We start from the raw sequence: 22,204 nt of genomic DNA, 5'->3' as shown, positions 1-22,204 counted from the left end.
GCGCGAGTATGCCCCTGCGGGAATATCCCGGGCATGCAGCGGGCTCCTCCTTTTTTTCAGGTCTTGGGCTTGCTGTGGATCTGTTGAGCCGCACTGGCACACCAGCTGGGGATCAACCCACCGAGTTGCCCGACCCGGCGATCTGCACCGTTTGGTTGTGGTTCCCCGTCACCGTGGCGGTTTGCGTGATGCCGGTAACCGCTGCCTGCTTGCGCGCCTCTTCCAGCCACTGCTGCAAAAAGTCCGCTAGCGCGGGCTCGGCCTCGACCGCTTTTTTGAGCTGCACACGCAATGCCGCCTGGCTGTCGGCATCCGCGGGTTGTTGCGCTACGTCCGCTAGTGCGTCTTTGGCGCGGGTGCTGCCGAGCCGGGTTTTCAAGCGTTCGACCAGCAGGCCTGCCGCGCCTTTGCCGGCTTCTTCGGCGCCTTTTTCAAAGGCTTTGCCGATCAAGGGTGAAAGCAGGGCAACGGTGGCGCTGGCCAGGGTGGTGAGGGTGCTGGGGTCGAGCATGGTTAGTCCTGGGGGAGTGGTGGTTCAAGGGGGGCTGGTTGTAGTAGTTCTGCGTCCGGTGTCTGGCCGCAGTCTCTGCACAGGTCGGCGTAGTCGCGCTGGATGGTTTGCATGAGCTGCGCGTGGGCCAGGGGGCGCTGAAGGTAGACCGGGTGCAGGGTCCGAAGCGCTTCATGCGCCACGGCGAGTGCGGCGGCTGCACCGAGGCCATGGCGGCGGCACGTGGCCAGTACCGCCAGTGCGGTGGCCAGGCGCAGCGTAAATACACCGGGGCGCTGGGCCGCGAGACGGCGGTATATGTCCACCGCCTGTTGTGCTGACTGCATGGACGACTCTGCCTTGCCCTGATCCCGTTGCCGGTTGGCAAGGTTGTTCAGCGCGGCGGCGAGGTATTGCGGGTAGACGTCGGGCTGCTGCGCTGCCAGCATGCGGTACATGTCCACCACTTCGGTTGCGGTGTCCAGGCTGGGCTTGAGCTGAAAGCTGTCGCCGTAAGCGCTGGCCAGGTTGCTGAGTGCCATGGCCAGGTCGGGGGCAAAAGTAGCCGGTTCCTCCGCCGCCAGGGCCTGGTGCAAGTCGACCGATTCCAAGGCGGCTTGCAAGGCGGGCTCCGCTTGGCCCAGGGCACTGTGCGCGATGCACAGGGTATTGAGCGATGCGGCCAGGCCTGGCTGGAGCGCATGGGGCTGCTCCACCAGGAGCGTCCGGCAGATGGATACCGCCTCGCTGGCCGACGCCAAGGCCGAGGAGTGCTGGCCCAGGTCGATCTGCAGCAGGGCCAGGTTGTGCAGCGCTTCCCCCAGATCCAGGCAGTGCATTCTGGCGTCGGGCGTGGCCCGTGCGCGCAGGTAGTCCACCACCTGCTGTGCTGTTTGCACCGCAGTCTCGTACAGCCCCATATGGCCTTGCGCCACCGCCAGCCGGGCCAGAACCTGTGCGCTGTGCGCCGGGTTGTTTTCGCCCGCGCGGGCGTCCAGCGCCTGCACCCGCTGGGCCACGCGCAGATTGACCGCACCCAGTGCCAGACTGTCCTGGGGCAGGCTGGCCGCCAGGGCTTCCAGCGCGGGGCCATCGTGCCCGGCCTGCTCGACGATGGCGTCCAGCCAGTGGCCCACCCCGGCAAAGTCCTGCACACAGCGGATCACCGTTTCCGCCACCCGGTGCCCAAAGGCGGCGTAGCAGCGTAGCACCGCTTCGCGGCCTTCGTCGCCCTGCAGCAGCCGCACCAGCAGCGCTTCGCCCACCATGTCGGGGATAACCGGGGCGATGCCCTGGGTGTGGGGCAGGGCCTGCTGCAGCAGTTTGAACAGGGCGGCGGGAGCGTCGGGTTGGGTCCAGCCGGTGGCCTGCTGCTCGGCGGCGGCGAAGGGGATGAAGGTGGGGCGCGGCAGGCCTTGGGCCAGGGTGGCGCAGGCGGCGAGGTGCAGCACGAGGTCGGGCGTCAAGCCGTGGGCGCGGGCCAGTTTGGCGATACGGTCGATTTCACCTTGGGCCACCACATCCGCCAGGTCGGTGCGGCTCAGGGTCAGGGCACGGTGGCCTTGGCTCACCATGGCCATAGCGGCCAGCATCAGGAACAAGGGGTCACCGCCCCAGCTGAGCTGCATCAGCTGCTGGTTGAACACCGGGTCGTGCAGCGGCAGCGCGACAGGCGTATCGGGGCTGGCGATGCCCAGCATGTCTTGCAGCAAAGCCACGCGGTGCTCTTGTGTAGCCAGCGGGCGGATCGGTACGGGTACGGCGGGGTCCAGCAAGGCGAGTTTGTCCAGGGCGCGCCAGCCTCCGCCAAAGACGCCGGTCCACCAGCCGGAGCCCGGGTCGGCACTGCGCTCCAGCAGCAGAATCCGCAGCGGATACGGCGTGGCGGCGCTGCGGTCGGCCAGCTCGTCCAGCCACTGGCCCAGTGCCTGGGCTTTGGCGGCGGCATAGTCCATCACTACCAGGGTGGGTTTTTGCCAGCCCCAGGCGCTGAGGTTTTGGCCTTGGAGGAAGCGGTCGGCCTCGGTGCTGGTGGCGAAGCCGGCATTCCAGCCCTCTGCCTGCATCTGGTCGCAGAGTTCCAGCGCCAGCCGGGTCTTGCCGCTGCCACCGCCGCCCACCACCACACGGACGCTGATCGGTTTTGGGCTGCTCAGAAAGGCGCGCAGGCTGGCCAGTTCGTCGTCCCGGCCCCGCAAGCGGGTGGAGCGGGAGTAGGGCGACAGGGCATTCAGCAGATGGGAGGTGCGGCGCTGGTTGTCAAACCGCGTGAGCGTTAGAAAGACCCGGCCCAGTACCACCGTGTTGTGGTCGCCCGCGATCTGCACCACGGTGTTCCCATCGCCTGTGACGTCTGCGGTTTGCTGCATGGGCTCCTCAAAGGAATTGTGTAAACATTATGCGCAGCGCCGGGCGTGGTGAGGGCTGCGGGCACAATACCCGCCATGCTGATCCACCCCGAAATCAATCCCATCGCCCTGCAAATCGGCCCACTGGCCGTCCACTGGTACGGCTTGACCTATCTGGCCGCATTTGCGTTGTTCATGTTCCTGGGCACGCGCCGCTTGCGCCACCCGCCCTATGCCCGCATGGGGGGCGCCCAAGCCTGGGCCACCAAGGACGTGGAAGACATTCTGTTTCTCGGCGTGATGGGCGTGGTGCTCGGCGGGCGCATTGGCTACTGCCTGTTCTACAAGCCCGGCTACTACGCCAGCCATCCGCTGGAGGTGTTCTATGTGTGGCAGGGCGGCATGTCCTTCCACGGCGGGCTGCTAGGCGTGATTGGCTCGATGTTCTGGTTCGCCCATTCGCGCAAAAAGCCGTTCTGGCAGGTGGCCGACTTTGTGGCGCCTTGCGTGCCCACCGGCCTGGCCGCCGGGCGTGTCGGCAACTTCATCAACGGCGAACTCTGGGGCCGGCTGAGCTCGCCCGATCTGCCCTGGGGCATGGTGTTCCGCGACGGTGGACCGCTGCCGCGGCACCCGTCGCAGGTCTACCAGTTCCTGCTGGAGGGCTTGTTGCTGTTTATTTTGCTCTGGCTGTATGCGCGCAAGGAGCGCGCCCAGGGCCAGGTGGCCGCGGCGTTCATGTTCGGTTACGGCGTGTTCCGCTTCATCGCCGAGTTCTTCCGTGAGCCCGATGCCTTCCTGGGTCTGTTGTCGCTGGGCATGAGCATGGGCCAGTGGCTGTGCGTGCCGATGATTCTGGGCGGAGCCGGTCTGTGGTGGTGGTTTGGCCAGCGGAAGACTTCAGTATAAAAACAGGCTCTGGCACATATTCCACCTGCGCTAGCAGCTATTTAATCTGTAGCGTGGCGCTGTGCCCAGGCGGTCACGGCCTCGGGCGAGCGAAAGTCTTCCAGCGAGCGCACCGGTATCTCGGGAAAGCGCTGCGCCCATAGCTTGGCCAGTGCGTGGCCGGCGCCCAGCTCCAGCACGCAGCGCACCCCGCGTTCGGTGACGGCCTCCATGCAGGCCGCCCATTCCACCGTGTGCGAGATTTGCTGGGCCAGGTCGTGGCGCAGCACCTCGACCCGTCGCGTGGCGTTGCCGCTGAAATTGGTGGCTACTGGGCAATCGGGTACGGCCAGCGGCATGTTCTGCAACAGCGCCGCCACCTCGGTGCTGGCTGCGGTCATCCACGACGAATGCGAGGCCAGCCTTACCTCCAGCCATTTGCACTGGGCGCCGGCGGCGGTCAGCAGCGGCTCGGCGGCTTCCAGGTCGGCGCGGCGGGCGCCAAAAATATGGTGCGTGGGTCCGAGGCGGATCGCGCATTCCAGCGGCGGAGCGACCTGATCCGCCGGCAGGCCCGATACCGACAGCAAGCCGGTCACTGCGCCCGCACCCGCGCGGTCCATGGCCGCCGCACGCAGGGTCGCCAAGCCCAGAGCAGCCGCAATGTCGAACACTCCGGCGCAGGCAAACGCCGGTAGCTCGCCCACGCTATAGCCTGCGACGATGGCCGGCGCCGTCTTCAACAGCGGCTGCAGCACAGCCCAGGCAGCCAGGGCCGTGCCGGTGACTAGCGGCTGGGCGATGGCGTTGGCATGCAGAAAGTCGGGGTCTTGCAGGCGGGCGCGCCAGTCTGCGCCTATCGCTTGGGCCATGTGCTGCAGAGCCGGCTGGGCGGCCGCATGCGTATCCAGCCACGGCAGCATGTCTGGATGCTGGCTGCCCTGGCCGGGGAACAGCAGGGCATAGCTCATGTCAGACAAGCTTGTGGCTGGGCTGCCGACACGCTGAGTTGCTGCACCCAGCAGGCGCAGGCCAGCAGGTCGGCCGAGCCGCCGGGCGACAGCCGCCGCGCCACAAAGGCCGCATGCAGGGCACGCGCATGTTCCAGCCAGTCGGGCCGGGCGGCGCCACCGGCGGCCAAGAACCGGCGGGCTGCCTGCTGGCCAAAGTGCAAGCCGTCCATGCCGCCGCGGTGCACCATATTCGTGTCGTCCAGGCAGGCCATGGTGGCAAAGAAGGCCTGGATGCGCGCGGCCCGGTCGGCCAGGCCCTGGGCGTAGGCGGCTTGCAGCGCGGGCAGGGTGGTTTCGAACAGGGTGGGAAAGGCGTCGGCGGCTTCATCGCCGGCGCTGCGCAGCTGGTAGCGCTGTGCCGCGCGCTGGCCGTTGGTAGTAGGTGTGCGCTGGTGCGCGCGCTCGGCTCGGCTGCGCAAGGCCGGACCCCAATGGGTGGACAGCGCCGTGCGCAAGGCTTGTGGGCTGTTGGGGATGTGTTGGGCCTGCAGGCTGCCGGCGCTGGCGCACAACAGGCCTAATGCAAAGATGGCGCCGCGGTGGGTATTGATGCCACCGGTGGCGCGCAGCATGCGGACCTCGGCCTGCAGACCCAGAGTTTCCAGTACGGAAAACGGCTGCTGGGCTGCGCCTGCATGGGCCATCTGCACGAAGTAGTGGCGCAGCGCGAACAGGCTGCGCACAAAGGTCTGCGCAGTCATGTCCTGGTGGCTGCCGTTGTCGCGTAGCGATACCAGGCCGGGCTTGGGCTCCAGGGCCAGCTCCAGGTACAGCGCGCGTACCGCTTGCTGGCCGATAGAGGCTAGTTCGTACATGTCGCCTCCGTGAGCGCCTGCAGCGCGGGCAGATCGGCAAGCTGCAGGCTGTGGCGGCTTTTGACCATCACGCTGCGGGTTCGGCCCTGCAGCAGGCGTGCATATTCACGCCAGGCCACCGCGTGGCCGCCGGCAAAAACCAGTTCACCGTCTATGCGCATGGGCAGCTGGGCGGACTCCAGTTGCGTCGCCATGGTCTGGGCGCTGTCCATGTCTGGCACCTGCAGGCTCAGATCGATGTCAGACTCGGCATGCACATAGCCTAGCCCGCTCAGGTGTTGCCAACCGTAGGAGCCATACACATGGGCCGTGACGCCGAGCGCATCCGCCAAGGCTTGCGCTGCGTGCTGCCATGCGGTTCCGTGGGCGATTTGCTGCAGAGTAGGGAAGTCGCCGTGGGCTTGTATGTCCTCGGGCGCCAGGTCTAGCGCCAGCTTGTTGGCGGCCCAGGTCCGCGGTGCGGCCAGTCCTACCGAGATGCGCTGCGTGGGTGTGCATGGTGCCTGGCGGCACACCACCAGCGGCAGCCGGTGCTGCTGCCAATGGGCGAGGGTGGTGCGTTCCGCCTCCATCCATTGGCGGGCCGCCAAGCCTGCCCAGGCCGCTTCGTGCAGCCAGACCAGTTGGTTACGCTGCAGTGCCCGCATGGCGTACCTGCGCGCTCACCTGGGCCGACAGTTTGCGGCCGCCACGGGCTGCGCCGTCGGCTGCGCGCCGGTCATGGCTGGCGTTGTCGCTGCGTGCATCCAGCAGGGCCTGGCGCAGCTGGGCTTGCAGGTCGCCGGTCCACAGGCTGCGTACGGCGCCCATGGCGACGTAGTTGTCCACGCCGGGCGCGAATACCGGGTTGGACTGCGACAGCTCGGTCAGCCGTGCCTCGTCAATCTTGGTGATGCGGGCCATGGCCGGCAGGCGCATTACGCGGATTTCGGCCTCGGGCAGGGCGTAGCAGGCATCGGCCATCAGCCCCGAGGTGATGAAGCCGCCCGACAGCGCCTGGTCGTAGATCAGGCCGATCACCGCATGGCCTTGTCGGCGCGCCAGTTCGATGCAGCAGCCCAGGTGCGCCATGTAGCGGTTGATGGCCAGCAGCTCGTCGCGGTGGCGCAGGCGCTGGCCCTGGGTGTCGATCAGCAGCAAGATGGTCTGGCCGGGGTGGTTGCGCACGACATCGAGCACTTCGCGGGCCTGGGCCAGTGCAAGTTCCACGCCGATGGGGGCGTGCTCGGTGGTGCCGATGACACGCAGGGTCTGGCCGTCGAGGCTGGCATCTCCGGCCAGAAAATCGCCATTGCGCTGTACCTGGTGCTGGCTGCCGAACAGGGCGTTGAGCAAGGTGTCGATATTCATACGGCTTCCTTCCAGGCGCGCAGCTCGGCCGCTTCCATGTCGGCCACCTTGTCGGGCTGGGGAACGCCCAGGCGGGCCCAGATCTGCAGTGCATCGCGGCTGTTGCCGTCCAGCCGCAGGCGCTCGGACAGCTCGGTGTGTTCTTGCTCCAGGCTCTCCAGCGTCAACGGACGGGCCCTACCCAGGTTACCCAGGCTATCGATGGCGGCCTGGCGGAAGGCCGCCATACTGTCGTCGGCCAGGGCATCGCAGTCGCCGCTCAGGTAGCGGTGCTTGCCACCGGTGGTGCGCCAGACCAGGGCGCGGTCGCGCGAATCGAATTCTTCGGCGCCGTGCGAGGCTTCGATCACCTCCGGGCCGGACATGGCCAGGCGGGCCACGTCACTCATGACGATGCGGTCGGCGCAGCGCGCCACCAGACCCATGCCGCCAAAGCAGCCATTGGCGCCGCCTATCAGCACGATGACCGGAATACCCGCAGCGCGTACGTCCAGCAGGGCGCGCATCACTTCCGACACCGCGATCAAGCCGGCGTTGGCCTCGTGCAGGCGCACTCCGCCGGATTCGGCCAGCAGCAGTACCGCGGCCGGCCGCTGGTCTACCGCGCGCTGGAACAGACCGACCAGTTTGGCGCCATGCACCTCGCCCACGCCGCCGCCCATGAATTCACCTTCCTGGGCGGCGATCAACACGGCTTGGCCATCCAGCCGGCCGCTGCCGACCACCACGCCGTCGTCAAACGCTGCGGGTACGTCCAGCAAAGCCAGGTGCGGGCTGGTGACGCGCTGCGCCGGACCCAGGATTTCGGCAAACGTGCCAGCGTCCAGGATGCCTAGCACCCGCTTGCGGGCGGTGGATTCTGAAAAGCTGCTGCTCATGGCGTGGCTCCCTTGAGTTCGGCCACGGCCTGGTCGAGGCGCAGGCTGACCACGGCCGGGGTCGCGCCCATGTCGTTGACCGAGATGCGCACATCGGCCAGCTGGTGGCGCTGGTGGAAGTCTTGTGCCACCGCCTGCCAGATCGGGCCGAAGCCGCGGGCCGAGGTGTCGATATGCAGCGCGCACTGGCCGCTGCCGGGGGCGGCTTCGACCAGCACTTCAAGGTTGCCGGAGCCGACGACGCCGACCAGCACCGGGGTGGTGATGCTGGGTGCGTGGCTGCCGGCGAAGGTGTAGTGGAGTTTTTCCATCAGCGTGCTACCAGTTTCTGAAGCGTTCGGGTGGGTCGTACAGACTGCCGGAGGCGCGCACCAGGTCGCGCATCGAGCGGGCGGCCAGCAGGTCGCGGGTGGCGTCGCGCTTGTCGATCTGCAGGTCTTCGGCGCGCTGGACGATGCCGCGGTCGCGCAGGTTTTCGACCATGCGGCGGTCGCGGCCCAGGCCGATGGGGGTGTAGCCGGCCACGCCGCGGATTGCCTGTTCGCGCTCTTCGTCGGTGCGGCACAGCAGCAGGTTGGCAATGCCTTCCTCGGTCAGGATGTGGGTCAGGTCGTCGCCGTAAATCATCACCGGCGGGATTTCCATCTTCGCCTGTTCGGCCAGCTTCCAGGCGTCCAGTGTTTCCACAAAGGCGGGCTGCATGTGTTCGCGGAAGGTTTCCACGATCTGCACCACCAGCTTTTGGCCGCGCGGCATAGCGGCCACACCGCCACGGCCGGCCCGGGCCTGGGCACCGGCTTTCAGCCAGGCCGGGGTGGCGTGGCGGCGGCCGCGGGCGTCCGCGCCCATGTTGGGCGCGCCGCCGAAGCCGGCAATCCGGCCCTGGGTGGCGGTGGAGCTATGGCCGTTCAGGTCGATCTGCAGGGTTGAGCCTATGAACATGTCGCAGGCATAGTGGCCGGCGGCCTGGCTGAAGGCGCGGTTGCTGCGCAGCGCACCGTCGGCGCCGGTAAAGAAAACGTCGGGCCGGGCGCGCACATAGTTTTCCATGCCCAGCTCGGAGCCGAAGGAGTGCACCGATTCGACCCAGCCGGCCTCGATGGCCGGGATCAGCGCCGGGTGCGGGTTCAGCGCCCAGTGCTTGCAGATCTTGCCCTTCAGGCCCAGCGACTCGGCGTAGGTGGGCAGCAGCAGCTCGATGGCAGCGGTGTCGAAGCCGATGCCGTGGTTCAGGCGCTGCACGCCGTACTCGGCGTAGATGCCCTTGATCGCCATCATGGCCATCAGCACCTGGATCTCGCTGATTTGTGCGGGGTCGCGGGTGAACAGCGGCTCGATCACATTCGGCGTGGGGGCGACGATCACAAAGTCCACCCAGTCGCCTGGAATATCCACGCGTGGGACTTTGTCCACCAGCTCATTCACCTGGGCGATGACGATGCCGCTCTTGAAGGCCGTGGCCTCGACGATGGCTGGCGTGTCTTCGGTGTTTGGGCCGGTGTAGAGGTTGCCTTGGGCATCGGCCGAGTGGGCGGCGACCAGGGAGATGCGCGGCGTCAGATCGACAAAGTAGCGGCTGAACAGCTCCAAGTAGGTATGGATGGCGCCGATCTGGATCTGCCCGGCGGCGACCAGCTTGGCCAGGCGGCCGGCCTGCGGACCGGAAAAAGAGAAGTCCAGCTTGCTGGCAATGCCCAGCTCAAACACATCCAGGTGCTCGGGGAGGGCCAGCACGGACTGCACCATGTGCAGATCGTGTATCTGCGCGGGGTTCAGCTGGGTCAGGGTCTTGGCCAGGAAATCGGCCTGCTTCTGGTTGTTGCCCTCCAGGCAGACGCGGTCGCCGCTGGCAATCACTGCGCTCAACAAGCGCACCGCGTCGCTGGCCTGCGCTACCTTGCCCGACAGGGCCGGGCCCAGCGTTTGGCGCGCCTGCTGCAGGCGCTGCGCACGGCTTGCAGCCTGGGTGTTCCAGATTTTGGGAGATGCGGGCATGGCGGTGTTATCAGTCCAGCTTGGCGCCCGAGGCTTTGACAACGGTGGCCCAGCGCTTGACCTCAGAGCTGACAAAGGCCGCAAACTGTTCGGGTGTCAGGTTGCCGAACTCGGCGCCGTTGCCAGCCCAGATGGCCTTAATTTCCTCGGACTGGCCGATCTGGCGTATCTGGTCGAGCATGTGTTTCTGGATGTCGGCGGGCGTGCCCTTGGGCGCCCACAGGCCGTACCAGGTGGTGACGGTGTATTCGGGCAGCCCGAGCTCGGCTGCGCAGGGTACGTCGGGGAAGCCGGGGTTGCGCTTGCTGCCCGAGACCATCAAGGCCTTGATGCGGCCGCCCTTGATGTGTGTGGCGCTGGAGCCCAGGCCGTCGAACATCATGTCCACGTTGCCGCCAATCAGGTCCTGCAGGGCCGGGCCTGCGCCGCGGTAGGGGATGTGGGTGATGAAGGTCTTGGTTTGCAGCTTGAACAGTTCGCCCGCCAGGTGGTGCGAGGTGCCGGCGCCGGCCGAGCCGTAGTTCAGCTTGCCCGGATTCTTGCGGACAAAATCCATGAAGGCCTTGAAGTCGCCGGGCAGCTTCTTGGGGTTGACCACCAGCACCTGCGGCACATTGGCCAGCAAGGCTAGCGGGATGAAGTCTTTTTCGATGTCGTAATCGAGCTTTGGGTACATCGACGGCGCAATCGCGTGGTGCACCGCACCCATGAAATAGTTGTAGCCATCGGGCGCAGCCTTGGCGGCGATGCTGGCGCCCAGGGTGCCGCCTGCGCCACCCCGGTTGTCGATGATCAGCGGCTTGCCGACAATTTTGGCGAACTGGGCCGACAAGGGGCGGGCAAATGCATCGGTTCCACCACCGGCTGGAAACGGCACCACCAGGGTCACCGGCTTGGCCGGCCAGTTGGTGTCGGCATGGCTGGGAATAGACCAGGGCAACAGCCCGGCCGCAACGGCAGTCAGCGCGCTCCTGCGAGAAAGTGGGGCGTGTGGGGCGCATGAGGCAAATGAACGGGTCATGGTGCAGTCTCCTGGTGGCTGGGCTAGCGGGGTAGATTTTGCCAAAAAATGCTTGGCAATAAATTTTTATTGGCTTTTAATGTATTTATTAAATCATTTAAAAAGTACTTAAAACAGTCAGGGCATACCCTGAGCCCTGGCTTCGGTGGGAAAATTCCAGCATGAAAATTTCTGAGCAGCTGCGCGAGAAGATCGAGGAGCAAATTGCGACGGGTGAATTGCCGCCCGGCAGTGCGCTGGACGAGGCCATGCTGGTGGAGCGATACGGCGTATCACGCACGCCGATCCGCGAGGCACTGCTGTTGCTGTCGGCCGAGGGTCTGATCGACATTCGACCGCGGCGTGGCGCGCTGGTCAAGAGCCCTAGCCCGATCCGCCTGATTGAAATGTTTGAAGTGATGGGCGAGGTGGAGGCCATGTGCGGTCGTCTGGCCGCCCGGCGCATGGACGCAGCCGAGCGCCAGGGGCTGGTAGAAGCCCACGGCGCTTGCGAAGCTGCCCGGGCAGCGGCCGATAGCGATGCCTACTTTTATGGCAACGAGCGCTTCCATATGGCGATCTACAGCGGCAGCCACAACGGCTTTCTGCAGGAAGAGGCCATGTCCTTGCACCGCCGGCTGCGCCCCTACCGGCGCTTGCAGCTGCGGGTGCGTGGTCGCCTGGATGTTTCGTTTTCAGAGCACGCGGCGGTGGTGCAGGCGATCCTGGCGGGCGATGGCGATGCAGCCGCGGTGGCTTTGCGCGACCACATCGTGGTGCAGGGCGAGCGGTTTGCCGATCTGGTGGCTTCACTGGAAGCACTGAAGTAGGCAAGTCCTTGGGTGGGGTTCAGTGGCGGTTTTGGCGGGTAGGGTGCAAGAGCCCATACACTCCCGCTGAATTTTGATTTGCCCACCATGACCGAAGCCCACGCCAACCACAATTTGTTTGCCGCCCTGCGCGCGGCGTTTCCCGCCGACTTGAACGCCACCGCGGTAGAAACCACGGACGCACAGGGCCAGCCGCTTTTGTATTCCTGGCAGGACCTGGAGCGCGGCAGCGCCATGCTGGCCAATTTATTGCTTTCGCTGGGTTTGCCCCTGGGTGCCCGCATCGCGGTGCAGGTGGAGAAGTCCGTCGAAGCCATGCTGTTGTACCTGGCTGCGCTGCGCGCGGGCTATGTGTTCTTGCCGTTCAATACCGCTTACCAGTCGGGCGAGATCAGTTACTTCATCGGCAATGCCGAACCGGCGGTGGTGGTGTGCAGCAGCGCCAACTTTGGTTGGGTCAGCAAAATCGCCTTCATGGCGGGCTGCCAGTATGTTTTTACCCTCAACGATGACCGCACCGGCTCTTTGCTGGACCGTGCGGCCCACCACAGCGACCAGCATGCGGTGGTGCCGCTGGGCGCAGACGATCTGGCTGCCATCCTGTATACCAGTGGCACTACGGGCCGCAGCAAGGGGGCCATGCTGACGCACGGCAACCTGCTGAGCAACGCGCGCACCTTGAAGGAATACTGGGGCTGGGTGCCCGGCGACGTGCTCATGCATGTCTTGCCGATCTTCCATGTGCATGGGCTGTTTGTAGCCATCCATGGGGCGCTATTGAACGGCAGCAAGATGCTGTGGATGGCCAAATTCGACCCGCGCAAAGTGATTGAAAAGCTGCCCGAGGCCACGGTGTTCATGGGCGTGCCCACCTTGTATGTGCGTCTGTTGCAAGAGCCGGGGCTGACGCCACAGGCGGTGCGCAATATGCGCTTGTTCATTGCTGGTTCTGCGCCCTTGCTGATCGAAACTTTCAAAACCTGGCAGGAGCGTACGGGCCACACCATCTTGGAGCGCTACGGCATGAGCGAGACCGCCATGCTGACCTCCAACCCCTATCTGCCGGCGGACGGCGAGCGCCGCGGCGGCACGGTAGGCTTCCCTTTGCCGGGCGTGCAATTGCGGGTGGTGGACGATGCAGGCCAAGCGCTGCCGACGGGCGAAATCGGCGGTATCCAGGTGCAAGGTGCCAATGTGTTCAAAGGCTATTGGCGCATGCCTGAGAAAACTGCCGAAGAGTTCACGGCCGACGGATTCTTCAAGACCGGCGACCTGGGGCTGGTGGACGCGCGCGGTTATGTCACCATTGTGGGCCGTAGCAAAGACCTGATTATCAGCGGCGGCTACAACGTCTATCCGGCTGAGATCGAATCCGTGATCAACGACCTGCCCGGCGTGGCCGAGAGTGCGGTGGTGGGCGTGCCGCATCCCGATTTCGGCGAAGTAGGGGTAGCGGTGGTGATCGCCCAGGGTGGTGCGCCGTTGGATGCCGTACAGATTCTGGCGCATCTGAAAACCCAGTTGGCCAACTTCAAGATACCCAAGCACTGCGCCGTGGTGGACGCCTTGCCACGCAATGCCATGGGCAAGGTGCAGAAGAATCTGCTGCGCACCCAATTCCAGGGAATGTTCGGGTAATCCGTCTTGAGTTGCACCGGTGATTGCCGATAAGGTAGTTACATCCCGCAACAGCATGTGTCGGATGGGCTCTGCGCCCATGCGCGGCATAAAAACTTTACACGCTGTAACAGCCGGGTTTTCTGATGAACTACCTCACACTTCGTAACAGAATGTGACTCGTTGACGGCATAATGATCGCATGCAAACTCTAGTAGCTTACGCCTGAACCATGGGAGACCGTGCACCTGTCTGGATTGATGTAGCCCAGCTGCGGCGTGGTCTGTTCATCCAGCTGGATCTAGGCTGGATGGACCACCCTTTTCCCAAGGGCAGCTTCAAGATTGTTTCGGACGACCAGATCAAGACGATTCTCTCGTTGGGAATCACCCAGGTGCGTTACTTCCCTGACCAGAGCGATACCCCACAAGATGCCGGGGTGCTGGCCCAAGATGAGCCTGAAGTGGCCCATGCGCGAACCAGTGGCTCCACTCCTGCCGCGTCGCAACCGCCGGTTGTCAGCGAGTCCGACCTGCTGCGGGCCCAGCGCCGCGAGCGGCTGGCCGCACAGCAGCGCAGCCTGGCCGTGTGCGAACGGCGCTTTTGCGAAGCCACCCAGCAGTACCGCCGCGTGGTCGACCAGTCCAGCCTGCGGCCCACCCAGATGCGCGATGAAAGCCTGGCCATGGTCACCGGCTGCGTGGATGATCTGCTGGCCGAAGGCGAGTCGGCGATCCGCCTTTTGTCCGAAGCCATGGGTGAGCGCAGCGCCGTGCATCCTGTGAATGTGATGGTGATCTCGCTGCTGCTGGGCAAGGCCTTGGGCTTGCCCGCAACCGCCTTGGCCGAGCTGGGATTGGCAGCATTGCTGCACGACCTGGGCAAGACCCAGTTGGCAGAGCGCCTGCGCTACCAGGACCCGGGGTTTTCCGCATCGGAATTGCTGGTGTACCAGGAGCATGTAGAACACAGCCTGGTGATTTGCCGGCGCATGGGGGTGTCGGAAGACGTGCTGCGGGCGATTGCCCAGCACCATGAGCTGAGCGACGGCAGCGGCTTTCCTTCGGGCTTGATGGGCTCCAACCTGTCGGCCAGCGGCAAGATACTGGCCCTGGTGAACCGTTACGACAATCTGTGCAACCCGCCGCGGCTGGTCAACGCCATGACGCCGCACGAAGCCTTGTCGATGATTTTTGCGCAGATGAAAGCGCGCTTCGATACCGCAACGCTGGGTGCCTTCATCCGCATGATGGGCGTGTATCCGCCGGGCTCGGTGGTGCAGCTGGTCAACGACGGCTATGCGATGGTGGTGTCGGTCAATTCGACCCGGCCCTTGAAGCCCTATGTGATCGTCTACGACGTGGCCGTGCCCCGCGAAGAAGCCCTGATGGTGGACCTGGAACACGCACCCGAGCTGGGCATACGGCGCAGCCTGAAACCATCGCAGCTGCCGCGGGCGGTGCAAGACTATCTTTCGCCGCGCCAGCGGGTGGCCTACTTTTTTGAGCGGGTGGCCGGTTCCGACAGGCCTGGGGCCGCGGGATGATTCCCACATTGTTGGGAGAATTGATTGAAGGTCTACCCGATGCAATATGGATAGTTGCACCGAGTGATTTGTGCATTCTGGCTGTGAACGCTGCGGCAGAGCAGCTACTGGGCATGCCGCGCGATGCCCTGATCGGCCAGGCCGTCACCAATTTGACGCCCGCACCCGAAGACCTGTATTTCTGGGATGACGTGGCGACCGGTCATGCGCAAGGCATAGGCTCCGAGACCCGGGTGCTGCGTGGTGACGGCAGCAGCCTGCAGGTCGAGCGCCGGGTCAGCCCCTTGCGCCTGGACGGCGGCCAGCAGATCTATGTGGTGAACCTGCGCGATCTGACTCCGCTGCGCCAGGTCGAAGACCGGCTGGAGCTGGTACTGGCCGAAATGCAGGCCACGCTGGAGTCCACCGTGGATGGGATTCTGGCCTGCAGCCTGGCCGGCGTGGTCACGGTATGCAACCGCCGTTTTGCCGAGCTGTGGGACTTGCCGCCCACCCTGCGTATCGCCCACAACGACCAGGCCTTGTACGCCCACATGGCGCAGGCCGTCGTGCACACAGCGGCCTACCGGCGGCGCATGGAGCACATCACCACCACCCCGTTGTACCAGGGCACGGACACCCTGATGCTGCACAACGGGCGGATTCTGGAACGCGTGACCCGGCCGCAGATCAGCCAGGGGCGGGCGATTGGCCGGGTGTATTCGTTTCGGGACATCACCGAGCGCGTCGAGTCCGAGGCCCAGCTGCAGCTGGCGGGCAAGGTGTTCGAGTCCAGCCTGGATGCGATCTTCATCGCCGATGCGCAGCACCATGTGGTGGCTGTCAATCCCGGCTGCGAGCGGCTCAGCCGCAGCCCCGAGCAGCGCTTGCTGGGGCAGATGACCCCGGATTTGTTCAAGGATGTGGACGGCACGCCGCTGTTCAGCCGGGTCCAGCTGGGCTGGCAGCGCGAAGGGCACTGGGATGGCGAGGCCCTGCACCAGCGCGGCGACGGCAGCAGCTGTGTGGTGCATTTGTCCTGGGTGGCGCTGCGCGATGGCCAGGGCCAGGTCACGCAGAGCATAGGTTTCTTCAAGGATCTGACCGAGAAAAAGGCCAGCCACGAGCGCATCGAACAGCTGGCCTACAGCGATGTGCTGACTGGACTGCCAAACCGCCTGATGCTGTCGCAGCGCGTCGACTTTGCGCTGCGCCTGGCCGACCGCGATGGCGGTGAATTCGCCATTCTGTTCATCGACCTCGACCGCTTCAAGAACATCAACGATTCGCTCGGCCATCTGTTTGGCGACCGGGTACTGGTCGAAGTGGGCCAGCGCCTGCTGGGCTGCCTGCGCCAGGTCGACACCTTGTGCCGCCTGGGCGGCGACGAGTTCGTGATGTATGTGCACCAGGCGGATGCCGAGGGCGCCAAGATGGTGGCCCAGCGTGTGCTGCAGAGTCTGGAGCAGCCGTTCCACCTGGACGACGTGGACTTCTCGGTGGGCTGCAGCATCGGTGTCGCCATGTTCCCCGCCGACGGCCGAACTTTGGACGACATGATCAAGTCGGCCGACACGGCGATGAACCGCGTCAAGGAGCGGGGCCGGGGCAATTTCCGCTTCTACCAGCCGCAGATGAATGTAGCCCTGCTGTCGCGCATGAAGATGGAGCACCGCATGCGCCAGGCGATGGAGGGCGGGCGATTCCGGCTGTACTACCAGCCCCAGGTGTGCCTGAACACCGGGGTGGTGCTGGGCGTGGAGGCGCTGATCCGCTGGTTCGATGTGGAGCTGGGTTCGGTGCCGCCGGCCAATTTCATTCCGCTGGCCGAGGAGTCGGGCTACATCGTCACCATCGGTGCCTGGGTGTTAAACGAGGCCGTGCGCCAGGCCGCGGTATGGCAGGGCCAAGGCTATGCCCGCACGGTGTCGGTGAACGTGTCGTCGCTGCAGTTCCAGCAGGCCGACTTTGTGGACCGCGTGGCATCGGCCTTGCAGAATTCTGGACTGGACCCGGCCTCATTAGAGCTGGAGCTGACCGAATCTATCCTGGTGCAGGATGCCGACGAAGCGCTGACGCGACTGCAGGCCCTGGCGGCACTCGGCGTGGTGCTGTCGATTGACGACTTTGGCACCGGCTACTCCAGCCTAGCCTACTTGAAGAAGTTTCCCATCAGCAAGCTGAAGATCGACCGGTCCTTTATCCGCGGCCTGCCGGCGGACGAGAGCGACCAAGCGATTGTCAGCGCCATCATCCAGATGGGCCGGGCCCTGAAGCTCACCGTGATTGCCGAAGGCGTGGAAACCACCGCCCAGCGCGATCTGTTGCAGCGCATGCACTGCGACCAGTACCAGGGGTTCTTGTGCTCTCCCGGCGTGCCCAGCGAAGACCTGGAAAACGTCATCGGCCTGGCCATGGGCCGCTACGCGGAACCGAGCTGAGCGGTTGGTAGCGGTTTGTGTGGGGGGAGAGGGGGAATTAGGTGTCTGCGAATGCCACCGGACCGGCATCCTGAACCGGGGTTCAGGTGGGCTAGGTCACCCTGGAGTTGGGTTCATCTAACGCGAGATGATCACGCTCCCCAGGGGATATTCCAGGCCCGGGCTCATAGAGCATTGGTTCAAGGAAATATAAAGCCCGGCATGCACCGCAGACGGACCTATTCTAAATTAAATCAGCTGTCCGTCCTGGCTTAAAGCCTGGTCCAACTGCTCAATCAGGCCGGCCAGCACCGGGTCGCTGTCGGACGATGCAGTGGCGGCGCTCTGCGGGGGCGCGGGGCGGGGTGGGGGTGCCCGGTCGCGGTCCGACAGGTCGAAGGCCAGGTTCAGTGCGGCCAGCACGGCGATGCGGTCGCGGGCCTTGATCTTGCCGCCGTCGCGGATCGCGCACATGGCCGTGTCCACCATTTTCACGGCGTCCAGCAAGCGGGCCTCGCCGCCTTCGGGGCAGCCCAGCAAATAGCTTTGACCGAGGATTTGTACTTCCAGCTGCTTCATGGCGTGTCCTTGCGGGGGGCTGCGCGTACCGCCGGAGGCGGGCCGGCGTCGGGCAGGCGCTCCAGCAGTGCGTCGATACGGGCACGGGCCGCACCCAGGCGCGACTTCAGCGAATCGCGCTCCTGCTCCAGCGACGAGACCTGTTCGGTCAGCAACTTGTTGGTGCGCTGCAGCTCGCGGTAGCGCACCAGCAGGCGTTCGGTGCGCTCTGCAATTTGATCAATTTGGGTGGGGGTAGCCATAAGCCACCGATTCTAGTGACTAGTGTGCAGCCCCCCATCGTAAAATTCGCGCGTTGGTGCTCGCGGCGTGGTTCACACGGCGCAGTTCAACGGGAAGCAGGAGGAGGCCGCAAACCTCCGAGCCTGCGCTGCCCCCGCAACGGTCAAACGGATGAGTCCCTGGATTCGCCTCCTGCCAATCAGTCACTGGGTGTTACCGAACACACGCCTGGGAAGACGGTAGGAGTTTCCGCCAGCCCGGATACCGGCCAACACGGTGACGGCATGCGTTGGGGTTCCACCCCGGCGCGCCGTCTTGACGCTCATGCGCTGGCGGGGACGCCGGTGCGGGCCTATTTGCGCTATAGCGCTACAAGTTCTGAACACCATGACCAGCGAACTGATACTCGGCGGCCAGAAAAGCGGCAAGTCGCGCCGTGCCGAGCAACTGGCTGCCGCCTGGCTGGCCGCGTCGACTGACCACCGCGCCGTCTTCATCGCCACTGCACAGCCCTGGGACGACGAGATGCGCGCGCGCATCGCCCGGCACCAAAGCGACCGGGCCGAGCGCGTGCCCGGCATGCTGACGGTGGAAGAGCCGCTGCAGCTGGCCCAGACCATCCAGCAGCACAGCCTGCCCGATACGCTGGTGGTGGTCGACTGCCTGACGCTGTGGTTGACGAACCTGCTGATGCCCGCAGAATTTACGGAAAATAGCCCTCCAGCGCAGGCAGATCCTGCGGTAGTAGCTATATTTTTGGAAGCAATCAGCGCCGCGCCCGGCCCACTGGTGCTGGTCGGCAATGAGATCGGCCTGGGCGTGATCCCGATGGGCCGCGAGGTACGCGCCTTTGTCGACGCGCTGGGCAGCCTGAACCAGCAAGTCGCCCAACGCTGCCAGCGGGTCACGCTGATGGCGGCGGGTTTGCCTTTGACTTTAAAAGACCCGGCATGAAGCTGTTCGTCTGGATATGTTTGCTGGCCGTGCTGCCCGCGCAGGCGCTGCAGCTCACCGACGACCGCGGCGCCAGTGTCAGCTTCGTCCAGACGCCGCATCGCATCGTCAGCCTGCTGCCCTCGCTGACCGAGAGCGTTTGCGAACTCGGCCAGTGCGCGCGGCTGGTGGCGGTGGACCGCTATTCCAACTTCCCCGACAGCGTGCGCACTCTGCCCCAGGTGGGCGGCGGGCTGGACCCGAACATCGAGGCCATCGTCGCCCTGCGTCCGGACGTGGTGCTGCTGGCTACCGCCTCGCGCGCCAGTGCGCGACTGGAGGCGCTGGGCATCAAGGTGGTGGCGCTGGAGCCCAAGACCTATAAGGACGTGCAGCGCGTGCTGGGCAAGCTCGGGCAGCTGCTGGAGGTGGCGGACTCTGCCCGCATCTGGCGCAACATCGACGCCGCCGTGTCGGCCGCGGCCCAGTCGCTGCCGGTCAAGGTGAAAAACACGCGCGTCTACTTCGAGGTGAATTCCGCGCCGTACGCGGCCGGCAGCACTTCCTTCATCGGCGAAACCATGGCCCGGCTCGGCGTGAAGAACATTGTGCCGCCCGCGCTCGGCCCGTTCCCCAAGCTGAACCCGGAATTCGTGGTGCGCGCCAACCCCGACCTGATCATGGTGGGCGACCGCAACGCACTGGGGCTGGAGCAGCGCCCCGGCTGGGCCGGTATCCGCGCGATCCGCGAAAAGCGCATTTGCGTGTTCACCACCGCCCAGTCGGACACCCTGGTGCGCCCCGGGCCGCGCATGGCCGAAGCCGCGCGCACCATGGCCGCCTGTCTGCAGGACAAAGCCCCGTGACAGCCCGGCGCCCTGGGCTGCTGGCCATCGGCTTGTTACTGCTGGCCCTGGCCTTGCTGGCGGTCGGCGCCAGCATCGGCAGCACCGGCTTTGAAGGCCTGCTGGCCGCGCGGCATGACGCGGTGGCGCTGCAGATCCTGCTGGATATCCGCCTGCCGCGCACCCTGGGAGCCTGGCTGGCGGGTGCCTTGCTGGGCCTGGCAGGCGCGGTGGCGCAAGGCCTGTTCCGCAACCCGCTGGCCGACCCGTATCTGCTGGGCAGTGCCTCCGGTGCTTCGCTGGCCATGGCCATGGCTTTGGTGCTGTTGGGCGTATCGCCGTTCGCTACCGTCTGGCTGGTGCGTGTGGGTTTGACCGGCGCTGCGTTTGCCGGCGCGGTTGGCGGCGTGCTGCTGACTTTGCTGCTGGCGAATAGCGTGCAGCACACGCTGCGCTTGCTGCTGGCCGGCGTCATCGTCGGCGTGGTGCTGGGCGCGGCCAAGGACCTGGTGACGCTGGCCTCGCCCGATATCCTCAGCGCGATGCAGGGCTTCAACCTGGGCAGCACCAGCTTTGTCGGCTGGACCGCCTGCGCGCTGATGGCCTGTGTCTGGCTTTTGTGCGTGACCGTGGCCTGGGCGCTGGGCCATGTGCTAGACGGCCTGACCCTGGGCGAGGCCACGGCCCAAAGCCTGGGCCTGCCGCTGCCGCGCATGCGTGCAATCTTGATTCTGGTGCTGGCCCTGGCCACCGGCACGGCCGTGGCGCAGACCGGCATGATTGCCTTCGTCGGCCTGGCCGCGCCGCATTTGGCGCGCTCGCTGGTCAAGACCACGCACAGCCGGCTGATCTTCCTGTCCAGCCTGGCTGGCGGCGTGCTGCTGATGGCGGCCGACATCCTGGCGCGCTGGCTGCTGGCGCCGCAGGAGCTGCCGGTGGGCGTGCTGACCGCGGTGCTAGGCGGCAGCTATCTGCTGTGGCGCATGCACAAGCGTGGCGGAGGTTTGCTATGACAAACATAGCGCTCCGCGCAGGTAATGTCTGCGCCAGCCTGTCAAAAAACCCCATATTGCATGGCATCGATGCGAACTTCGGTACCGGCCGCTGGACCAGCATCGTCGGCCCGAACGGTGCCGGTAAATCGACTCTGCTGAAGGTGCTGGCCGGCCTGCTGCCATTCACCGGCAACGTCGAATTGCAGGGGCGGCCGTTGGCTTCGCTCCCCAACCGGCAGCGTGCGCAAACCCTGGCCTGGCTGGGGCAGGGCGAGGCCAGCGCTGACGACCTGACGGTCTGGGACGTGGCCATGCTGGGCCGTCTGCCGCACCGCGCCTGGCTGGCCGCGCCGACCGCGGCCGACCATGCGGCGGTCGAGCAGGCATTGCGTTCCACCCAGGCCTGGGACTGGCGGGATCGCGCTCTCGGCCAGCTGTCCGGTGGCGAGCGCCAGCGCGTGCTGCTGGCGCGGGCGCTGGCGGTGCAGGCGCCTGTCCTGCTGATGGACGAACCGCTGGCGAACCTCGACCCGCCGCACCAGACCGACTGGCTGCTGCTGGTACGCGACCTGGTGGCCCGCGGCCGCACGGTGGTCAGCGTGCTGCACGAGGTGTCGATCGCGCTGCAGGCCGACGACCTGTTGGTGCTGGCCCAGGGCCGGGTGCGCCATGCAGGCCTGTGTGCCGACCCGGCGACGCACCGCGCGCTGGAGCAGGTGTTTGACCAACGCATCACGATCCAGCGCGTATCCCATCAATGGATTGCGCTACCCAAAATATGAACGACCACGCCTTTAGCGCCCCCGAGCGCAACGCCGTCTACCGCGCGATCTTCGAGCGGCGCGACATGCGGCATTTCAACGGTGGCGAGGTCGAGCCCGAGCTGCTGCGGCGCCTGCTAATGGCCGCGCACCATGGCCCCAGCGTCGGCTTCATGCAGCCCTGGCGCTTCATCCGCATCACGCAACTGGCCCAGCGCCGCCAGCTGCATGGCGTGGTCGAGGCCGAGCGCATGCTGACGGCAGAAGCCCTGGGCGAGCGCCAAGACGACTTCATGCGCCTCAAGGTGCAAGGCCTGCTGGACGCGGCCGAGGTGCTGGCCGTGGTGCTGCCCGATGGCCGCGAGAAGCATATCTTTGGCCGCCGCACCTTGCCGCAGATGGACCTGGCATCCGCCTCCTGCGCGATCCAGAACCTGTGGCTGGCGGCGCGCGCCGAAGGCCTGGGCATGGGCTGGGTCTCGCTGTTCGATCCACAGGTGGTGGCCGGTGTGCTGGGCCTGCCGGCCGGCGCCGAGGTCATCGGCCTGCTGTGCCTGGGGCCGGTGGCACAGTTCTACGACCGCCCGATGCTGGAGCAGGAACAATGGGCGCGCCGCGCCGCCCTGGCCGAGCTGGTGTTCGACGACCAGTGGGGCCAGGCATCGACGCTATTCACGGCCCCTTGCTGATTGAAAATACG

The 22,204-nt window shown here is 65.7% G+C and carries 22 protein-coding genes and 1 riboswitch; of the genes, 10 read left to right on the top strand and 12 right to left on the bottom strand.

Translation table 11 applies throughout. The features are described 5' to 3' along the window. Positions 1–112: 112 nt before the first annotated feature. Both BLT66_RS22220 and BLT66_RS22215 read right to left on the bottom strand, forming a co-directional pair. Positions 113–511, bottom strand: coding sequence for a hypothetical protein (locus tag BLT66_RS22220; protein WP_092761282.1), 399 nt, complete (start codon positions 509–511; stop codon positions 113–115). A gap of 2 nt (positions 512–513) precedes the next feature. Next, positions 514–2,859: an AAA family ATPase gene (locus BLT66_RS22215; protein ID WP_092761280.1), complete on the bottom strand. Its 2,346-nt coding sequence runs from the start codon at positions 2,857–2,859 to the stop codon at positions 514–516. 75 nt (positions 2,860–2,934) lie between these two features. Here BLT66_RS22215 and lgt point away from each other — a divergent pair, with 75 nt between their 5' ends. Continuing rightward, positions 2,935–3,747: a prolipoprotein diacylglyceryl transferase gene (lgt, locus tag BLT66_RS22210; RefSeq protein ID WP_092761278.1), complete on the top strand. Its 813-nt coding sequence runs from the start codon at positions 2,935–2,937 to the stop codon at positions 3,745–3,747. Between the two features lie 41 nt (positions 3,748–3,788). On the opposite strand, the gene BLT66_RS22205 is transcribed toward lgt, so the two are convergent. From BLT66_RS22205 to BLT66_RS22170, 8 genes are read right to left on the bottom strand one after another with little or no spacing between them, the layout of a single operon-like run. Beyond that, on the bottom strand, positions 3,789–4,697 hold the full coding sequence (locus BLT66_RS22205) for an acyltransferase domain-containing protein (protein WP_092761276.1): 909 nt from the start codon (positions 4,695–4,697) through the stop codon (positions 3,789–3,791). Then, positions 4,694–5,554, bottom strand: a complete 861-nt coding sequence (mdcB, locus tag BLT66_RS22200; protein WP_092761274.1) for a triphosphoribosyl-dephospho-CoA synthase MdcB — start codon at positions 5,552–5,554, stop codon at positions 4,694–4,696. The genes BLT66_RS22205 and mdcB overlap by 4 nt, the downstream gene beginning before the upstream one ends. After that, complete coding sequence (gene mdcG / locus BLT66_RS22195) at positions 5,542–6,201, bottom strand: malonate decarboxylase holo-[acyl-carrier-protein] synthase (RefSeq protein WP_092761272.1); 660 nt, start codon at positions 6,199–6,201, stop codon at positions 5,542–5,544. Before mdcG ends, mdcB begins: the two co-directional genes overlap by 13 nt. Next, a complete protein-coding gene (mdcE, locus tag BLT66_RS22190; RefSeq protein WP_092761270.1) occupies positions 6,182–6,904 on the bottom strand; it encodes a biotin-independent malonate decarboxylase subunit gamma in 723 nt (240 codons plus the stop codon). Before mdcE ends, mdcG begins: the two co-directional genes overlap by 20 nt. Beyond that, entirely contained in the window at positions 6,901–7,782 is an 882-nt protein-coding gene (locus tag BLT66_RS22185; protein ID WP_092761268.1) for a biotin-independent malonate decarboxylase subunit beta, read from the bottom strand. The genes mdcE and BLT66_RS22185 overlap by 4 nt, the downstream gene beginning before the upstream one ends. Next, on the bottom strand, positions 7,779–8,093 hold the full coding sequence (gene mdcC, locus BLT66_RS22180; protein WP_092761266.1) for a malonate decarboxylase acyl carrier protein: 315 nt from the start codon (positions 8,091–8,093) through the stop codon (positions 7,779–7,781). Before mdcC ends, BLT66_RS22185 begins: the two co-directional genes overlap by 4 nt. A 7-nt stretch (positions 8,094–8,100) precedes the next feature. Beyond that, positions 8,101–9,777, bottom strand: coding sequence for a malonate decarboxylase subunit alpha (mdcA, locus tag BLT66_RS22175; protein ID WP_092761264.1), 1,677 nt, complete (start codon positions 9,775–9,777; stop codon positions 8,101–8,103). 10 nt (positions 9,778–9,787) lie between these two features. Next, complete coding sequence (locus BLT66_RS22170; RefSeq protein WP_092761262.1) at positions 9,788–10,798, bottom strand: Bug family tripartite tricarboxylate transporter substrate binding protein; 1,011 nt, start codon at positions 10,796–10,798, stop codon at positions 9,788–9,790. A 161-nt stretch (positions 10,799–10,959) separates the two neighbouring features. Here BLT66_RS22170 and BLT66_RS22165 point away from each other — a divergent pair, with 161 nt between their 5' ends. The 4 genes from BLT66_RS22165 (at position 10,960) to BLT66_RS22150 (ending at position 17,190) form a co-directional block, all read left to right on the top strand. Then, positions 10,960–11,607 carry a GntR family transcriptional regulator gene (locus BLT66_RS22165; protein WP_092761260.1) on the top strand — a complete coding sequence of 216 codons (648 nt, stop codon included), beginning with the start codon at positions 10,960–10,962 and terminating at the stop codon, positions 11,605–11,607. A gap of 87 nt (positions 11,608–11,694) precedes the next feature. Continuing rightward, entirely contained in the window at positions 11,695–13,245 is a 1,551-nt protein-coding gene (locus tag BLT66_RS22160) for a malonate--CoA ligase (protein WP_092761367.1), read from the top strand. A gap of 211 nt (positions 13,246–13,456) precedes the next feature. Further along, positions 13,457–14,770, top strand: coding sequence for an HD-GYP domain-containing protein (locus BLT66_RS22155; protein WP_092761258.1), 1,314 nt, complete (start codon positions 13,457–13,459; stop codon positions 14,768–14,770). After that, positions 14,767–17,190, top strand: coding sequence for a sensor domain-containing protein (locus BLT66_RS22150; protein ID WP_092761256.1), 2,424 nt, complete (start codon positions 14,767–14,769; stop codon positions 17,188–17,190). The genes BLT66_RS22155 and BLT66_RS22150 overlap by 4 nt, the downstream gene beginning before the upstream one ends. 228 nt (positions 17,191–17,418) lie before the next feature. Here BLT66_RS22150 and BLT66_RS22145 read toward each other — a convergent pair whose 3' ends face one another. Together BLT66_RS22145 and BLT66_RS22140 are read right to left on the bottom strand one after the other, a co-directional pair. Continuing rightward, positions 17,419–17,748 (bottom strand): cell division protein ZapA, encoded by a 330-nt coding sequence (locus BLT66_RS22145; RefSeq protein ID WP_092761254.1) that lies wholly within the window; start codon positions 17,746–17,748, stop codon positions 17,419–17,421. Further along, positions 17,745–17,990, bottom strand: coding sequence for a DUF904 domain-containing protein (locus tag BLT66_RS22140; protein WP_092761252.1), 246 nt, complete (start codon positions 17,988–17,990; stop codon positions 17,745–17,747). Before BLT66_RS22140 ends, BLT66_RS22145 begins: the two co-directional genes overlap by 4 nt. 37 nt (positions 17,991–18,027) lie before the next feature. Then, positions 18,028–18,258: riboswitch (cobalamin riboswitch) on the top strand. Between the two features lie 99 nt (positions 18,259–18,357). Here BLT66_RS22140 and cobU point away from each other — a divergent pair. Genes cobU through bluB form a run of 5 tightly spaced genes read left to right on the top strand, consistent with a single transcriptional unit; the run spans position 18,358 to position 22,193 of the window. Further along, positions 18,358–18,924: a bifunctional adenosylcobinamide kinase/adenosylcobinamide-phosphate guanylyltransferase gene (gene cobU / locus BLT66_RS22135; protein ID WP_255407039.1), complete on the top strand. Its 567-nt coding sequence runs from the start codon at positions 18,358–18,360 to the stop codon at positions 18,922–18,924. Further along, positions 18,921–19,769, top strand: a complete 849-nt coding sequence (locus BLT66_RS22130; protein WP_092761248.1) for an ABC transporter substrate-binding protein — start codon at positions 18,921–18,923, stop codon at positions 19,767–19,769. Before cobU ends, BLT66_RS22130 begins: the two co-directional genes overlap by 4 nt. Continuing rightward, positions 19,766–20,761, top strand: a complete 996-nt coding sequence (locus BLT66_RS22125) for a FecCD family ABC transporter permease (RefSeq protein WP_255407038.1) — start codon at positions 19,766–19,768, stop codon at positions 20,759–20,761. The genes BLT66_RS22130 and BLT66_RS22125 overlap by 4 nt, the downstream gene beginning before the upstream one ends. Continuing rightward, the gene (locus BLT66_RS22120) at positions 20,758–21,525 is read left to right on the top strand and encodes an ABC transporter ATP-binding protein (RefSeq protein WP_092761246.1); all 768 of its coding nucleotides are present in this window, start codon (positions 20,758–20,760) and stop codon (positions 21,523–21,525) included. The genes BLT66_RS22125 and BLT66_RS22120 overlap by 4 nt, the downstream gene beginning before the upstream one ends. Next, on the top strand, positions 21,522–22,193 hold the full coding sequence (gene bluB, locus BLT66_RS22115) for a 5,6-dimethylbenzimidazole synthase (RefSeq protein WP_092761244.1): 672 nt from the start codon (positions 21,522–21,524) through the stop codon (positions 22,191–22,193). Before BLT66_RS22120 ends, bluB begins: the two co-directional genes overlap by 4 nt. The last annotated feature ends 11 nt before the right edge of the window (positions 22,194–22,204 follow it).

Source organism: Rhodoferax sp. OV413 (assembly GCF_900104385.1).
Classification (GTDB): Bacteria; Pseudomonadota; Gammaproteobacteria; order Burkholderiales; family Burkholderiaceae_C; genus Rhodoferax_B.
The sequence above is the reverse complement of the archived record's forward strand: the minus strand, read 5'-3'. Positions and strand labels throughout refer to the sequence as shown.

Excerpts from the sequence above, each read along its gene's own strand:
- BLT66_RS22220 (WP_092761282.1), bottom strand. The coding sequence starts at position 511 with ATGCTCGACCCCAGCACCCTCACCACCCTGGCCAGCGCCACCGTTGCC.
- BLT66_RS22215 (WP_092761280.1), bottom strand. The coding sequence starts at position 2,859 with ATGCAGCAAACCGCAGACGTCACAGGCGATGGGAACACCGTGGTGCAG.
- lgt (WP_092761278.1), top strand. The coding sequence starts at position 2,935 with ATGCTGATCCACCCCGAAATCAATCCCATCGCCCTGCAAATCGGCCCA.
- BLT66_RS22205 (WP_092761276.1), bottom strand. The coding sequence starts at position 4,697 with ATGAGCTATGCCCTGCTGTTCCCCGGCCAGGGCAGCCAGCATCCAGAC.
- mdcB (WP_092761274.1), bottom strand. The coding sequence starts at position 5,554 with ATGTACGAACTAGCCTCTATCGGCCAGCAAGCGGTACGCGCGCTGTAC.
- mdcG (WP_092761272.1), bottom strand. The coding sequence starts at position 6,201 with ATGCGGGCACTGCAGCGTAACCAACTGGTCTGGCTGCACGAAGCGGCC.
- mdcE (WP_092761270.1), bottom strand. The coding sequence starts at position 6,904 with ATGAATATCGACACCTTGCTCAACGCCCTGTTCGGCAGCCAGCACCAG.
- BLT66_RS22185 (WP_092761268.1), bottom strand. The coding sequence starts at position 7,782 with ATGAGCAGCAGCTTTTCAGAATCCACCGCCCGCAAGCGGGTGCTAGGC.
- mdcC (WP_092761266.1), bottom strand. The coding sequence starts at position 8,093 with ATGGAAAAACTCCACTACACCTTCGCCGGCAGCCACGCACCCAGCATC.
- mdcA (WP_092761264.1), bottom strand. The coding sequence starts at position 9,777 with ATGCCCGCATCTCCCAAAATCTGGAACACCCAGGCTGCAAGCCGTGCG.
- BLT66_RS22170 (WP_092761262.1), bottom strand. The coding sequence starts at position 10,798 with ATGACCCGTTCATTTGCCTCATGCGCCCCACACGCCCCACTTTCTCGC.
- BLT66_RS22165 (WP_092761260.1), top strand. The coding sequence starts at position 10,960 with ATGAAAATTTCTGAGCAGCTGCGCGAGAAGATCGAGGAGCAAATTGCG.
- BLT66_RS22160 (WP_092761367.1), top strand. The coding sequence starts at position 11,695 with ATGACCGAAGCCCACGCCAACCACAATTTGTTTGCCGCCCTGCGCGCG.
- BLT66_RS22155 (WP_092761258.1), top strand. The coding sequence starts at position 13,457 with ATGGGAGACCGTGCACCTGTCTGGATTGATGTAGCCCAGCTGCGGCGT.
- BLT66_RS22150 (WP_092761256.1), top strand. The coding sequence starts at position 14,767 with ATGATTCCCACATTGTTGGGAGAATTGATTGAAGGTCTACCCGATGCA.
- BLT66_RS22145 (WP_092761254.1), bottom strand. The coding sequence starts at position 17,748 with ATGAAGCAGCTGGAAGTACAAATCCTCGGTCAAAGCTATTTGCTGGGC.
- BLT66_RS22140 (WP_092761252.1), bottom strand. The coding sequence starts at position 17,990 with ATGGCTACCCCCACCCAAATTGATCAAATTGCAGAGCGCACCGAACGC.
- cobU (WP_255407039.1), top strand. The coding sequence starts at position 18,358 with ATGACCAGCGAACTGATACTCGGCGGCCAGAAAAGCGGCAAGTCGCGC.
- BLT66_RS22130 (WP_092761248.1), top strand. The coding sequence starts at position 18,921 with ATGAAGCTGTTCGTCTGGATATGTTTGCTGGCCGTGCTGCCCGCGCAG.
- BLT66_RS22120 (WP_092761246.1), top strand. The coding sequence starts at position 20,758 with ATGACAAACATAGCGCTCCGCGCAGGTAATGTCTGCGCCAGCCTGTCA.
- bluB (WP_092761244.1), top strand. The coding sequence starts at position 21,522 with ATGAACGACCACGCCTTTAGCGCCCCCGAGCGCAACGCCGTCTACCGC.